Genomic DNA, 13,685 nt, shown 5'->3' with positions numbered 1-13,685 from the left:
CGGCAAGCGCGGCGTGAAGTTCCCAGCCGCAGCAAATTTCTACGACAAACCGTCGTAGACGCTGGTGGTTGAGCGGCGGCGCGGATTGGCGGATGATCTCCGGACCGGCGGCCAAGAGCATCGCCTCAATGGGGTCTCGCGGTTGGAACAATTCCGCGCTATTGGGCGACTATGGAGTTGTGGACTGCGACGTTGCGCGTGAGGCGCTGTCGGCTCGCCTCGATGGAGAGCGGGAACCTGTGCCCGCGCCGCGGGTCGACGAGCACCTTGCGACATGCCCGCGGTGCTCGGATTGGTATGCGCTGGCGTCGAGACAAGCGGAAGAACTGCGGAGCATGGCCGGTGCCACAAGAGAGCACATCGCATCGGTGACGGCGCCGTCAGCCGACAATGCGCCCGCGGGGTCTCGCTGGTTTGCGGTCCGCTTCGGCCTCGTGTGGCGGCGATGGGCGCTGGCGATGGTGGGCGCCGCCCAGTTGGCGTTGGCGGCGGCGCAGGCATTCGGAGTCGATCTCGGCGTTGCCGTGGGCCACCACGGCGCGGGTTCTGGCGTTCATCTGCTGAATGAGTCCACGGCATGGTCGGTGGCGTTGGGCGCGGTGATGGTCATTGCCGCATTGCGGCCGTCGGCCGCTGCCGGACTGGCTGGTGTGTTGGTCGTCTTTTCGATTGCGTTGACGGCCTACGTCATCACGGACTGGGTGTCTGGTGAGGTGACGGGCGTACGGGTGTTCAGCCACGTGCCCGTTGTGCTGGGCACCCTGTTGGCGCTGCTGGTGTGGCGCCACGACGGGCGGCGGCCCCACCCGACGCCGCGTGCCGGTGTGTCGCCGGAGCCGACAGATATCGTGTTGCCCCAGAACGCATCTCGTGGCCGGCGGCGTGGGCACCTGTGGCCGACCGATGGTTCGGCGGCCTGAACCCGTCGGCCGTGGTCAGCTCGCCATGGCCGCGAGCATGTAGCCCATGCTTGCGGTCATCACGGCAAGGCTGAGCCGGACGTCGTAACCGAAAGGGCCCGACAGTCCCGGCGACGACCGCCTGGGGGACAGCGTCCGCTCCCACACACCAAACAGCCACGCGAGGGTCTGGACGCCGAGATAGGCGACAATGACCCAGCTCACCGTGGTGGATACGGTGAGCACCGGCGCCATGATCACCGCCATGTAGACCATCGCGGCGGTGTCGGACCCGGTGGCTGCCCACAGCGGGTTCGCCCGCCCCTCGCGGCGGGACAACGCCGCCGCGGTGGCGGCGATCGCCACGGTGACGACGGCGAAAACAACGACCAGCGCACGGTCGAGCCCGGCCTGCCGCATCGGGTCTGCTGCGTACATGGCGAGCATGCCCACCGCCATCACGGTATGCGCGCCGTGCCACCAACGGGCTTGTCCCGTCATCGTCACACCGTGCCAAATGTGCACTGCCGCAACCACTGCCAGGGCGAGCATCCAGAGCAGTCGAATCCAGCCGGGCAGCATCGGCATCATCGAATGCACGTGCTCGGTCATCGATGGCCCATGCGTCGGCTCCATATCCTCTCCGTTGCCCTCAGGGATACAGGTCGTGGCCACCCTGCCCTGAGTTCCCGACGTGGCCAGTCGTCGGCTCACCGTTTATCGGTGGGCCAGTCGAGATGCCCCGTTGAGGCCCCCACGGAACTACGACGGCCGGTCGTAGACTATTCGGTGATACCGGGACAGTCCTGAAAGGCCGATGCGGTTGATGGCGGCGAAGCTGGTGTCGATATCCGGGTCGCCAGGGCTGGCTCGCAGGCTTGGGGTGCTCGTCGGCGGGTATGCGGCGACGGGTCTCGCACTGGCGGGCTACGCGCTGGTATCCGGTGCGCGGCCGTATGCGGCGATCGGCGATTCTTATCCGGGGACTGCGACCGCCGTTGGGGAACCCGTGGGTTATTTCACCGCCAGCCTGTGTGGCGCATTGTGCCTGGGCGCGCTCGTCTACATCGTGACGACCGCGTGTCCCGACCGCGGCGTGATCGACGCCGCCGCGTTCCGGATCCATCTGGTGGCCGAACGCCTCGCGGTGGTGTGGGCGCTTGCCGCTGCCGCGATGATCGTGGTCCAGGCGGCCAGTGACGCCGGGGTGGCCGCGACGCGGCTGGTTCGCAGCGCGGGTCTCGGCGACGCGATCGGCGCGTCGGAGATGTCCCGAGGGTGGGTTGTCACCGCGCTGTGCGCCGCGGTGCTGGCGGTGTCGCTGCGCGTGACGGTGCGGTGGGTCGCGCATTGCGTGTTGGTGGTGCCCGCGGCCGTCGGTGTCGTGGCGGTCCCTGTTACCGGTAATGCCGGCCAGGGTCCCGATCATGATTACGCGACCAGCGCGGTGATCGTGTTTGTGATTGCGCTGATGATCCTGGCGGGAGTGAAAGCTGCGGTGTTTCTCGTACGCCCCGATCCCGCGCTGAGCCGGCCCGTTCTCGTGGTCCAGGTTTGCGCCGGGGCGATCGCGCTCGCCTACGGTGCGCAGCTGCTGTTCCTCCTCGCGGAGCCGGGATCACCGGAGGGTCCCTACCGCTGGTTCGCGATGACCGCGGGCGCTGTGCTGCTGATCGTGTGGCTGAGCGATCTTGGGCAATTCATTGCGGCGCGCCGATCCAAGATGCCTGGCGTTGGCGTCCTGGCCAGTTGCGGTGCGCTGGCGATGATTTGCGTAGTCGCGCTTGTCGGAGCCATGGCGGTGCAGACCGCCCCGCGTCTGCTGGCGCGTGAGTTCACCGCCTGGGATGTGCTATTGGGTTACGCCCTGCCCGAACCGCCCGACGTTGTCCGACTGTTGACGGTGTGGCGATTCGACACGCTCATCGGTGTTGGTGCGGCGGCGCTGGCGGCGTTGTACATCGTTGGTGTGCTGCGTCTGCGCCGCCGCGGGGACCGCTGGCCGGCCGGACGGATGATCGCGTGGCTGGCAGGGTGTCTGGCGTTGATCGTGACCAGCAGTTCGGGGGCGAAGGCCTACGGGTCGGCGATGTTCAGCGTGCACATGGCCGAGCACATGACGCTGAATATGTTCATCCCGGTGCTGTTGGTGCTCGGTGGCCCGGTCACTTTGGCGTTGCGTGCGCTGCCGGCCGCCGCTGGAGATCAACCGCCGGGGCCCAGGGAGTGGCTGGTCTGGTTGGTGCATTCGCGGGTCACCGCACTGCTCGCGCACCCGGTGACGGCGTTTGTGCTCTTCGTCGCGTCGGTCTACGTCGTCTATTTCACCCCGTTGTTCGATACGCTCGCCCGCTATCACTGGGGTCATGAGCTCATGAGCATTCATTTTCTGGTGACGGGGTATCTGTTCTTCTGGGGGATTATCGGTATCGATCCGGGACCGCGCCGGTTACCGTTCCTCGGTCGCCTGGCAATGTTGTTCGCGGTGATGCCGTTTCACGCGTTCTTCGGTATCGCCACCATGACGATGACGTCGAGTATCGGCGGGAACTTCTATCGCTCGCTTGATCTGCCCTGGCTGGACAGCGTCATCGACGACCAGCACCTCGGTGGTGCGATCGCCTGGGGCTCAAGCGAACTGCCTGTGATCATCGTCGTGATCGCCTTGGTAGTGCAATGGGCACGACAAGACCGGCGGGTCGCCAGCCGCGCCGACCGCCATGCCGAAAGCTCCTACGCCGACGACGAACTCGACGCCTACAATGCCATGCTGCGCGAGCTGTCGCGCTCCCGACGTTGATCACACCCGTCACGCTCTGCCCCGTGTGCTTAACTGAGCGGGCGTATCGCAGATCCGCCGACCGAGAAGGGGACCAGTTGCATATCGAGCCTGGCATCGTCGACGGCTCCAAGATCGTCTTGAGCTATGTCACCGCCACCGGTGCGGGTGTTTACGCTCTGAGCCTGGCGTGGAAGCTGATCAAGGACCGCGGAGTGGGTCCGCTGTTGGTGCGGACGCTCGCCACCACCGGCTTGGTGTTCACCTTCTTCCAAGTGTTTCCGCACTATCCCGTCGGTGTCTCCGAGGTCCATCTGATCCTCGGTTCCACCCTGTTCCTGATCTTCGGGGCCGCGCCCGCAGCGCTCGGGCTGGCCGCCGGGCTGTTGATCCAGGGCCTGCTCTTCGCCCCGCCGGACCTTCCGCAGTACGGGATGAACGTCACCACGCTGCTGGTGCCGCTGTTCGCCCTGCAGTTCGTCGCGAGCCGGGTCATCGCGCCCGACACCCCCTACGTCGAACTGAAATACCGGCAGGCACTGGCGCTCTCGACGACCTACCAAGCCGGGATCGTGTCCTGGGTCGCGTTCTGGGCACTCTACGGTGAGGGTTTCGCCGCGCAGACCGTCGCTGATATCGCCGCGTTCGGCGCAGCGTACCTGTTGGTGATCGTGGTGGAACCGTTGGCTGATCTTACCGTGCTTGCCGTGGCCAAGGGTGCGCACCAACTCGCCAACAGCCCGGTTGTGGAGCGTCGGCTGTTCAATCCCGCCTGAGCGGCACTACACGGGCTCTACCCGCCCCCGAGCTAACACGCACGGCAACCAACACCCACGGCAACCATGATTCCACCCGCCTCCGACCCGGCGGCGGATCTCACGCGCTGCGCTCAGCTATTAGGCCGGATGCGGCACCTTCGTCATCGGTGTTTCGCAGCACACTTCTGCGTGTTCCTGTTCGGGTTCGCAGGGACACGGTTTCTCGTAGACGAGCGTCGCGCCGCACTCCTTGCATTCGTACCGTTCTCCGGCGCTTCGAGACATAGGCCCTCCTTACGGTATCTGGGCAGCGATACCTGACCCACCTCGGAGTTTACGTACGGTTTGTGTCCCGGAACGCCGGTTTCGGACGACTGCGCAGAACCGTGGACGCGGTGGCTCAAGCCAGGTGATTGTGCCGTGGTGTCAGGTTCGGCGCTTCGGGCTTCGATGACGCGACGTTGCGCAGCCGCAGACTGTTCGAGACAACGAAAAACGAGGAGAACGCCATCGCCGCGCCAGCGATCAGCGGACTCAGCAATCCCGCCGCGGCGATCGGTATTGCGGCGATGTTATAGCCGAACGCCCACACCATGTTGATTCTGATAGTGCGCATGGTTGCCCGCGCCAGGTCCAACGCCTGCGGAACGACGTCCAAGTGGTCGCGCACGAGGATAATGTCGGCGGCTCCGATGGCCACATCGGTCCCGCGCCCAATCGCCAGACCGAGGTCGGCGCAGGCCAGTGCGGGCCCGTCGTTGATACCGTCGCCCACCATGGCCACTACATTGCCGTGGTCGCGCAGCTGCTCGACGACGTCCACCTTGCCCTCGGGAAGCACCTCGGCGATGACGTCGTCAATGCCGACCTGCGCGGCGATGGCCGCGGCGGTCGCGGCGTTGTCACCGGTGAGCAGCATCGTCCGAAGACCCTGCTCATGCAGCGCCGCGACCGCGGCGGCCGCGGAGTCCTTGACGGTGTCGGCGACCGCGATGGCCCCGCACACAATGCCGTCGACGGACACGAAGACCACTGTCTCACCGCGTGATTCACCACTGCGCCGGGTGGTGAGCAGTTCCGCTGGCGCTGCGGCCTGCCGGGTCACCCAGGACGGTTTGCCGACCTCGACGCGCAGCCCGTCGACGGTGCCCGCCACGCCTTGTCCGGTGACGGCGCGGAACTCGGTCACCGGGCGGATGTGCGGCGCCGCGGCCGCGATGGCGATTCCCACGGCGTGCTCGGATGCCGCCTCGACGGCCGCGGCCAGGCCCAACACGTCGCTGGGCTGCCATCCGTGGGCCGCCACCACGGTGGTCACCGATAGATGTCCCGTCGTGAGGGTCCCGGTCTTGTCGAAGACCACGGTGTCGACCGAGCGGACGGCCTCCAGCGCCTGGTGGCCCTTGAGGAAGATTCCCAGCTGGGCGCCGCGGCCGGAGGCCACCATCATCGCCGTCGGAGTGGCCAGCCCCAACGCGCACGGGCAGGCGATCACCAGCACGGCCAGCGCCGACGAGAACGCGCGGTCGGCGTCGGCGCCCACCAGCGTCCACGCCAGCGCGGTCAGCAGCGCGATGGCGAACACGCACGGCACGAACACGGCGGCAATGCGGTCGGCGAGGCGCTGGGCGTCGGCTTTCTGCGCCTGGGCCTGCTCGACCAAACGCACCATGCCGGCGAACTGGGTGTCAGCGCCCACCGCAGCCGCCTCCACGATCAGCCGGCCGTCCAGCACGACGGTGCCGCCGATCACGTGCCCGCCTCGATGTGCTCGGGCGGGCTTGGCTTCACCGGTCATGGCGCTCATGTCGATTGCCGCGTCACCGTCGACCACCAAGCCATCGGCGGCGATGGTCTGACCGGGCCGAACGACGAACCGCTGCTGCTCCTTGAGCTCGTCAGCCGGGATCGTCATCTCCGCGCCGTCGGCCAACACGACGGTCACGGTTTTCGCGCTCAGCGCGGCCAACGCGCGCAACGCGTCACCAGCTTTGGATTTGGCGCGGGCCTCGAAATATCGTCCGGCCAGCACGAACATCGTCACACCCGCAGCGACCTCGAGATAGATCGCGTCACTGCCCATCAGGGCCTGCCACACCCCACGGATGTCGCCGGCACGGTTGTCGAGAAAGATGGTGTGTACCGACCATGCGGTGGCAGCCGTCACCCCCACCGAGATCAGGGTCTCCATCGAGGCGATGCCGTGTCGCGCGTTGCGCAGCGCAACGCGGTGAAAGGGCCAGGCCGCCCACGTCACGACCGGCGAAGCCAACGCAACCAGCAACCAGCCCCAACCGGCGAACCGGGTGCTGGGTAGCGCCGCGAACATCACCGACAGATCGGCCAACGGCACAAACAACACCGCGGCAACAGCGAGCCGAACCAGCAAGCCGCGGGCGCGCTCGGCATCCGGATCGGTGTCGGCGACGCCCGATTCGGCGCGCAGTCCTGCGTCATAGCCGGCTCGGCGCACGACATCGCACAGCTCGGCGATCTCGATGTCGTTGCGGGCATCGATGCTGGCCGCCCTGGTGGCGAAGTTCACCGATGCCCGCACACCCGGCACCTTGTTGAGCCTGGCCTCCACGCGGCCCGCGCATGCCGCGCACGACATACCGGACACCTCAAGCTGGACCAGCCGGCTCTCGGCCGGCTCGGTGGTGCCCACCACGGCAGCTGTCATCGTTCTCCTTGTCCAGGGGCCGCCGGTGTCCCCACCAAGGTTGGTCGGGCCTCCCCGCAGATGAGTTCCCACGGCGCATCGATATAGTGTCGGCGCGTGGGCTCCCGCGACGACGACCAAGTTACCTGGCTGGCCATGGCGGCCGGTCGCGGCGACCCCGCAGCATTGGAACAGTTCATCAAGGCCACCCAGCGCGACGTGTGGCGCTCGGTGGCCTACCTTGCCGACCCCGGCAGCGCCGACGATCTCACGCAGGAGACGTTCCTGCGCGCGATCCGATCCTTGCCGCGTTTCACCGGCCGATCATCGGCGCGGACCTGGCTGCTGTCCATCGCCCGGCGCGTGGTCGTCGATCAGATCCGCCACAATCAGAGCCGGCCCCGCACAAGCTACACGGTGGATTTGAACAAGGTCCTCGACAAACACCGGTCCACTTCGCGATTCGAAGACATCATCGAAGTCAAGCTGCTGCTCGACACCTTGGACACCGACCGCAGGCACGCGCTGCTGCTAACCCAAGTACTCGGCTTGTCCTACGCCGAAGCCGCCGAAGTGTGCGGCTGCCCCGTGGGCACCATCCGCTCACGCGTCGCCAGGGCCCGCGACGACCTGATCAACGCCGCCAACGCCGATCACCGCGCCGGCTGAGCACCGCGCACCACCGCGATCCGACGACTTCGGCGCGGGCTGGAACCGCCGTAGCCGTCGACCCGACTGTTCTGGGCGGACTGCAAATTCAGACCGTGGAGTAATTGGGTGAGAACTGGACTGCAACACACGCAGGTCGAGCGCGCGCTGCGCGACATCGAGCACCGCGTACTTGAAGAGGTCTGGATCAGCGGTACCCGGCGAGTCGCGGCGGCGGTAGCGGCAACGGCCTTGGGCATTGCGGCGGTGCTCCATTGGTGGGGCACGAACGCCGCAGAGCATCCAGCCGTCATCCCGCACGTGACCACCGTGATCCTTCTGCTGGCATGGATGGTGTCGGTGCTCGCCTTGTGCATGAGGCGCTTTCGTTGGTGTTGTGCCGCCGTGTGTACCTCATGGGTATCGACGGTAACCAGTGTGGGTGCACTGTGGTGGCGCCAGACAGCCCAGGCCTCCTATCCGCTGGTGTGGATAACGGTCGGCTGTCTGGCCGCCGTTGTCCTGACGACGGTGTGGTTCGGCGTGATTCTCACCCCACTGGACCGCTCTCAACCAGACATGCGCAAACTCCACCACCAGCCAGTAACCGGTGAGGACCGCAATGTCTATCCCTGAAGTCGCCAGCGAGCAGGCCAACCTCGATCCGGCACCAGGCAGGACCGGCCGCAGCACGCGTTTTCGCCCGGTGTTCATGCGGTTGCACTTCTACGCCGGGATCTTCGTCGGACCGTTCCTACTCATCGCCGCCGTCACCGGTGGCCTGTACGCGATCGCACCGAGCATCGAGCAGTTCGTCTACCACGACTACTTGCACACCGACAGTGTCGGCGAACTGCGCCCGGTCGCCGACCAGATCCGCGCTGCTCAAGCACGGCGCCCCGACCTCACCGTGACCGCGGTGCGACCCGCGACCGAACCTACCGACACCACACGGGTGTTCTTCGACGATCCGACCCTGGGTATCTCCGAACGTCTCGCGGTGTTCATCGACCCGGTGACCGCGACACCGCAGGGTGAACTCACCGTCTACGGCAGCAGCGGTGCGCTACCCGTTCGCGCCTGGATCTCCCAGCTTCACCGCAGCCTGCACCTGGGTGATCCCGGGCGGCTGTACAGCGAACTGGCGGCGTCGTGGCTATGGCTGATCACCCTGGCCGGGCTATTTCTGTGGGGCACGCGGTATCGGCGGCTGTCCGCACGCGGCGATGCAAATGCCAAGTTGTTGGCTGTCGACCGGTCAAGCCGGGGGCGCAACCGGACGCTGAACTGGCACGGTGCGGTCGGTATCTGGATCGCCGCCGGGCTGCTGTTCCTGTCGGCGACCGGGCTGACCTGGTCCCTGTACGCCGGCACGAATATCACCGATCTACGGGCGGCGTTGTCGTGGACGACCCCGACCGTGTCGAGCGCGCTCGAAAACACCGGCGCTACCGCCGCTGTGGCCTCCGATCATGCGGGCCACGAGCCGGGAGCCGCCAAGGCTGCCAATACACATACGGAGCCGCGAGTCGACGATGTGGACCGGGTATTGCACTCCGCACGCGCAGCGGGAATTGGCGGCAAGGTCGAGGTCAGCATCCCTGCCGAGGCCGGCACCGCCTTCACGGTCACCCAGACCCGGCAGCCGTGGGTGATGTCGAACAACGCCGTCGCCGTCGACGGAACAACCGGCACGATCACCGACACGTCATGGTTCGCCGACTGGCCCCTTGCCGCCAAACTGTCGGCGTGGGGCATTCAACTGCACATGGGGCTGCTGTTCGGCTTGGTCAACCAGCTGGTATTCCTTGGTCTCGCAGCAGCTTTGGTCACCGTCATCGTGCACGGCTACATGCTGTGGTGGCGACGCCGGCCAGCACGCGGAGGAACACCCGCCGGCCGACCGCCACGCCGAGGCGCGCTCACCCATCTACCTCTAGGAGCCGCGGTGGCTGTCGTGGCTGCGGCCGCCGCCATCGGGTGGTTCCTGCCGCTGTTCGGGTTGAGTCTGCTCGCCTTTGTCGTGGTCGACATCCTGGTAGGAATGCTCCAGGGGCGACGAGCTAGCGCCGCAAAGTCACGTTGAGAAACGTGAATCCCGTTGATTTTCAACCGCATAGACGACTAACAACGGCTGACCATTTCGGCCGATCGGCAAAGGCTGGGTCGGACACGTCGGGATTGATCGTGACGCAACTACGACTTGAAACCGGGCCGCGTGCTCATCGCACTCGTCGATTGATCGACGGCCCCAGCTTCCGATCGGATGTCGCAAGGCGACGTTCAATTGCCGGAACCACGGCCACCCGCAGCGCGACTAATGCGAACACAAGCGCCGTCGCTGCCGAACCCGGCAGCGGCACACCGATGACGATCGCGACCGCGGCTACAACCCCGCCGAGCACCTGCGCCAGCACGTCAAGACCGACGGAGGCAACAGCGTCTACGACCGCTGCTATGGGTGGCGAGAGGACTCCGAGAGTCTGAACAACACCCTGGACCGCACCCTCTACGGCGGGCGGATGATCGCCTACGCCGCGGTTCGCCAGCTGACCGTCATGCTTGGATTCGCCTTGGGCCGAAACGCAATCACGGCCTACCTGCACCGCCGACGACACCCCGCAGAACGAGCCGCCTAACGGCGGCCGCCATTGACAAGCGCCCACCACGCACGCCCACGCGTCGCGTGGCCCTCGTCGTGCCCGCTACACTCACACCCGCCGCACCCCGCCGACCAACCCAATCGCCGGGAACGGCAAAAGGACGCCACGAACACCGCAGACAACCGCCCAGCGCATCGAACGGCTAGGTTTTAGTCAGGTATTCAACGACGTCCCGCGCCCTCGTAGCTCAGGGGATAGAGCACGGCTCTCCTAAAGCCGGTGTCGCAGGTTCGAATCCTGCCGGGGGCACCCATCAGCTGTTGCGTGTGTCGATCACCCGGTGCGCGACGTCGACCAGCCGGGTGTTGCTGTCCTGCGAGATCTGTTTGAGCATCTCGAACGCCCGCACGTCGTCGACGCCGTAGCGCTCCATGATGATGCCCTTGGCCTGGCCGATGCGGTCCCTGGTCGACAGCGCCGACTCCATCTGCTCACCGCGGCGGCTGGCCAGAATCGCCGCCGCGGCGTGGGCCGCGAGGACCGCGGCGATCGTTTCGTCGTCGGTGTCGAACGCGTTCGGTTCGAAGCTGAACAGGTTCAACGCTCCGGCCGTGCGCTCAGCGGTGTACAGCTTCACCGACAATCCGCTGAGCACCCCGACCTCGACACAGGCCGGCGCGTAGCTGGGCCACCGATCTTCTTTCCGGAAGTCGTCGGTGCGCACGAGGAGGTCGTCGACGGCCGCCTGCACACAGGGACCTTCGTTGAACCTCATCTGTAGCTCGTCGAGCTGATGCGGCACCTCGGACGTGGCCGCCAGAGATTCGAACTTGCCACCCCGGCCCACCAGCAGGATGCCGGCCGTGTCGGTACCCGGGATCAACTCCCGTGCCGTCGTGGTGACGTCGGCCAGCACCTCGTCGACGCTGCGTGGAGCCGCCGAGGCCCGCGCCAGCTCAGCCATCCGCTGCGCCAGACCGTGGGGGCCAGAGAGATCAGCCATGCGTACCGGGTTCCCGGGATGGCTATCCAATACACGAACGTTTGCTTTCTGCAGGTAAGGGCATAGGTCTGACAGGCGGGCGTGGTGGTCGACCATCACGCCTGCTGAGGTCTCGTCGGTTCAGAACGTAGCCGACGGGGCCGCCTCTCGAGGTTGCCGGAGGCGCGCCGGAAATCCGTCCAATCTTGCTAGCACTCTCTGATAATGAGTGCTAATCTCGCAGGTGCACAGTGATTTATGCCGCCCGCCAGGGTGGCGGGCTCTATCGTGACGAGGAGGTGAATTGCTGTGCTTCGTTTTGATCCGTTCAGCGAATTCGATGCTCTGACCCGGGGCCTGCTCACCAGCCAGACCGGATCAAACCGTTCACCTCGGTTCATGCCGATGGACCTCTGCAAGATCGACGACCACTATTTGCTGACGGCCGACCTGCCCGGTGTTGACCCCGGCTCGGTGGACGTCAACGTCGACAACGGCATGCTGACCATCTCTGCGCACCGCACCGCCCGCTCGGAGGACGGCGCGCAGTGGCTCACCAGCGAAAGGTTCTTCGGCACCTACCGCAGGCAGCTGGCCCTGGGCGAAGGCATTGACACCGACGCCATCTCGGCCACCTACGAGAACGGGGTGCTCACCGTGACCATCCCGCTCGCCGAACGGGCCAAGCCGCGCAAGATCGAGGTCGCCCATGGCTCGGCGCCCAAGTCGATCGAGGCGACCACCGTCGAATCCGGCTAAGCGCCCGTCAGCCGTTGCGGTCCAGCCTGAACCTCAGGTTGGACCGCACGGCAGGCCACTCGATGTCCAGAATCGAGTACACGACCGTGTCGCGGCGCGAGCCGTCGGGCAGGAGTTGATGGCTGCGCAACACGCCGTCGAGCTTGGCGCCCAGCCGCTCGATGGCCGCCCGGCTGGCGAAGTTGAAGAAGTGGGTGCGGAATTCCACTGCGACACAACCCAGCCGGTCGAAAGCGTGGCCGAGCATCAACAGCTTGGTCTCGGAGTTGACGCCGCTGCGACGCGCGGACTCGACGTACCACGTGTTGCCGATCTCGAGCCGCCGGTTGGCCGCGTCGACGCTCATGTAACTTGACGAGCCGACGAACGTACCGTCGAGGCGGCGCACCACGAACGTCAAACCCTGGTCGGGTTGCTGTACTGCCAACCTGCTGTCCACCCACTGCTCGACGGCCTCCGGCGCGGGTGTCGCGGTGAACCACAGCCGACCAAGTTCCCCGCCTGCTGCGGCCGCGGTGATCTCCGGAATATGCTCGCGGCCAAGCGGTTCGAGCGTCACCCAGCGCTGCCCGCGCAACGTGACCGCTTCGACGAATCCGGTCATGCCGTCCGGTTCGTCGTCGACCAGGCGGCCATCATCGACCACACGGACAGGATCACCGCGACGACGGCGAGTGCCCCGCCTACGAACAGGCCATAGCCCGCGGCCACCGGCGGGTACACGTAGAGCCGGTAGTACCACACCGTCATCACCACGACGAGCACCGAAATCGCCAACGCGGCCGACGACGCGAGCCGGCCCGACAACCCCCGCCCCGCCATCGCCCCCGCGACGATCAACGCCGCCCCCAGCAACACGATCAGCTGACCCACGCCGAATCCCGGCGGTGGCACGGGCAACTCGCCGACGACGACACCGCCGATCGCGTTGGCGCGCCCGCCCCCGTCGGCCGAGGTGGTCAGCCACGGGAGCCAGGCGCTCACCACGACGATCGCCGCGCACAGCGCCACCAACCAACCGGGGCGCACGCGAGACATGGCTTGAGCCTATCCGGTGTGCCCCGCCGCTCCGCTCTCTAAGGTGGAGTGTCCGACAACGAAAGCGCGGGTGGTGAAATGACCGAACTTCCCGACTGGGCGCGGCGCCTCGAGCTGTCCCCCCACCCCGAGGGCGGCTGGTATCGGGAAACCTGGCGCAGCGACTTGACCGTCCCGCAGTCGGCGTTGCCACCCGACTACACCGGCCCGCGCAGCGCGGGCACGGCGATCCTGTTCTTGCTCATGCCCGGCCAGCAGTCGGCGTGGCACACCGTGCGCAGTGCTGAGCTGTGGTTCTACCACTGCGGCAGCCCCCTTCTCCTCGAGGTCGGCCGCCAACAAGACGGTGCCACAACACATCTGCTCGGATCCGACATATTGGCCGGCGAGCATCCGCAATTCGTCGTCCCGCCCGGCCATTGGCAGCGGGCCCGGCCCCGCGACGACGAACCGACCCTCGTCAGCTGCGTGGTGATACCGGGCTTCGATTTCGCCGACTTCGAACTGGCCGCCCCCGGCGACTGAACCACAACTCCGGGTCGATTTGGCGGCCAACG

14 protein-coding genes and 1 tRNA gene are annotated in these 13,685 nt (G+C 66.5%); 9 read left to right on the top strand and 6 right to left on the bottom strand.

All coding sequences use genetic code 11. From position 1 onward, the window contains the following. The first annotated feature begins 179 nt into the window (after positions 1–179). Positions 180–920, top strand: a complete 741-nt coding sequence (locus tag MELE44368_RS11890; protein ID WP_128108666.1) for a zf-HC2 domain-containing protein — start codon at positions 180–182, stop codon at positions 918–920. A 15-nt stretch (positions 921–935) separates the two neighbouring features. Here the strand turns inward: MELE44368_RS11890 and MELE44368_RS11885 are convergent, their stop codons facing one another. After that, positions 936–1,511 carry a DUF5134 domain-containing protein gene (locus MELE44368_RS11885; protein WP_164890094.1) on the bottom strand — a complete coding sequence of 192 codons (576 nt, stop codon included), beginning with the start codon at positions 1,509–1,511 and terminating at the stop codon, positions 936–938. Positions 1,512–1,725: 214 nt separating this feature from the next. Between MELE44368_RS11885 and MELE44368_RS11880 the strand changes: the two genes are divergently transcribed. Further along, positions 1,726–3,699: a cytochrome c oxidase assembly protein gene (locus tag MELE44368_RS11880; RefSeq protein ID WP_128108664.1), complete on the top strand. Its 1,974-nt coding sequence runs from the start codon at positions 1,726–1,728 to the stop codon at positions 3,697–3,699. 77 nt (positions 3,700–3,776) lie between these two features. Then, complete coding sequence (locus MELE44368_RS11875) at positions 3,777–4,454, top strand: energy-coupling factor ABC transporter permease (RefSeq protein WP_128108663.1); 678 nt, start codon at positions 3,777–3,779, stop codon at positions 4,452–4,454. A 382-nt stretch (positions 4,455–4,836) separates the two neighbouring features. Here MELE44368_RS11875 and MELE44368_RS11870 read toward each other — a convergent pair whose 3' ends face one another. Next, a complete protein-coding gene (locus MELE44368_RS11870; protein ID WP_128108662.1) occupies positions 4,837–7,119 on the bottom strand; it encodes a heavy metal translocating P-type ATPase in 2,283 nt (760 codons plus the stop codon). 135 nt (positions 7,120–7,254) lie between these two features. Here MELE44368_RS11870 and sigC point away from each other — a divergent pair, with 135 nt between their 5' ends. The 3 genes from sigC to MELE44368_RS11855 all read left to right on the top strand — a co-directional run bounded on the left by sigC (position 7,255) and on the right by MELE44368_RS11855 (position 9,832). Continuing rightward, positions 7,255–7,767 carry an RNA polymerase sigma factor SigC gene (gene sigC, locus MELE44368_RS11865; RefSeq protein ID WP_241566581.1) on the top strand — a complete coding sequence of 171 codons (513 nt, stop codon included), beginning with the start codon at positions 7,255–7,257 and terminating at the stop codon, positions 7,765–7,767. Between the two features lie 108 nt (positions 7,768–7,875). Then, positions 7,876–8,382, top strand: coding sequence for a hypothetical protein (locus tag MELE44368_RS11860; protein ID WP_128108660.1), 507 nt, complete (start codon positions 7,876–7,878; stop codon positions 8,380–8,382). Then, a complete protein-coding gene (locus tag MELE44368_RS11855; protein WP_128108659.1) occupies positions 8,369–9,832 on the top strand; it encodes a PepSY-associated TM helix domain-containing protein in 1,464 nt (487 codons plus the stop codon). Before MELE44368_RS11860 ends, MELE44368_RS11855 begins: the two co-directional genes overlap by 14 nt. 136 nt (positions 9,833–9,968) lie before the next feature. Here MELE44368_RS11855 and MELE44368_RS11850 read toward each other — a convergent pair whose 3' ends face one another. Next, positions 9,969–10,163, bottom strand: a complete 195-nt coding sequence (locus MELE44368_RS11850; protein WP_128108658.1) for a hypothetical protein — start codon at positions 10,161–10,163, stop codon at positions 9,969–9,971. A 422-nt stretch (positions 10,164–10,585) separates the two neighbouring features. On the opposite strand from MELE44368_RS11850, the gene MELE44368_RS11840 reads away from it, so the two are divergent. Continuing rightward, positions 10,586–10,658 (top strand) — tRNA-Arg (locus tag MELE44368_RS11840). Positions 10,659–10,662: 4 nt separating this feature from the next. On the opposite strand, the gene MELE44368_RS11835 is transcribed toward MELE44368_RS11840, so the two are convergent. Continuing rightward, positions 10,663–11,352: a GAF and ANTAR domain-containing protein gene (locus MELE44368_RS11835; protein ID WP_128108657.1), complete on the bottom strand. Its 690-nt coding sequence runs from the start codon at positions 11,350–11,352 to the stop codon at positions 10,663–10,665. Between the two features lie 288 nt (positions 11,353–11,640). Between MELE44368_RS11835 and MELE44368_RS11830 the strand changes: the two genes are divergently transcribed. Further along, entirely contained in the window at positions 11,641–12,090 is a 450-nt protein-coding gene (locus tag MELE44368_RS11830) for an Hsp20/alpha crystallin family protein (protein WP_128108656.1), read from the top strand. Positions 12,091–12,097: 7 nt separating this feature from the next. On the opposite strand, the gene MELE44368_RS11825 is transcribed toward MELE44368_RS11830, so the two are convergent. After that, positions 12,098–12,694 (bottom strand): GNAT family N-acetyltransferase, encoded by a 597-nt coding sequence (locus tag MELE44368_RS11825; RefSeq protein WP_128108694.1) that lies wholly within the window; start codon positions 12,692–12,694, stop codon positions 12,098–12,100. After that, positions 12,691–13,128, bottom strand: coding sequence for a hypothetical protein (locus MELE44368_RS11820; protein ID WP_128108655.1), 438 nt, complete (start codon positions 13,126–13,128; stop codon positions 12,691–12,693). Before MELE44368_RS11820 ends, MELE44368_RS11825 begins: the two co-directional genes overlap by 4 nt. A gap of 78 nt (positions 13,129–13,206) precedes the next feature. On the opposite strand from MELE44368_RS11820, the gene MELE44368_RS11815 reads away from it, so the two are divergent. After that, positions 13,207–13,653: a cupin domain-containing protein gene (locus MELE44368_RS11815; RefSeq protein WP_128108654.1), complete on the top strand. Its 447-nt coding sequence runs from the start codon at positions 13,207–13,209 to the stop codon at positions 13,651–13,653. Positions 13,654–13,685: the final 32 nt, after the last annotated feature.

The organism is Mycolicibacterium elephantis DSM 44368, assembly GCF_004014805.1.
Lineage (GTDB): Bacteria > Actinomycetota > Actinomycetes > Mycobacteriales > Mycobacteriaceae > Mycobacterium > Mycobacterium elephantis.
The sequence above is the reverse complement of the archived record's forward strand: the minus strand, read 5'-3'. Positions and strand labels throughout refer to the sequence as shown.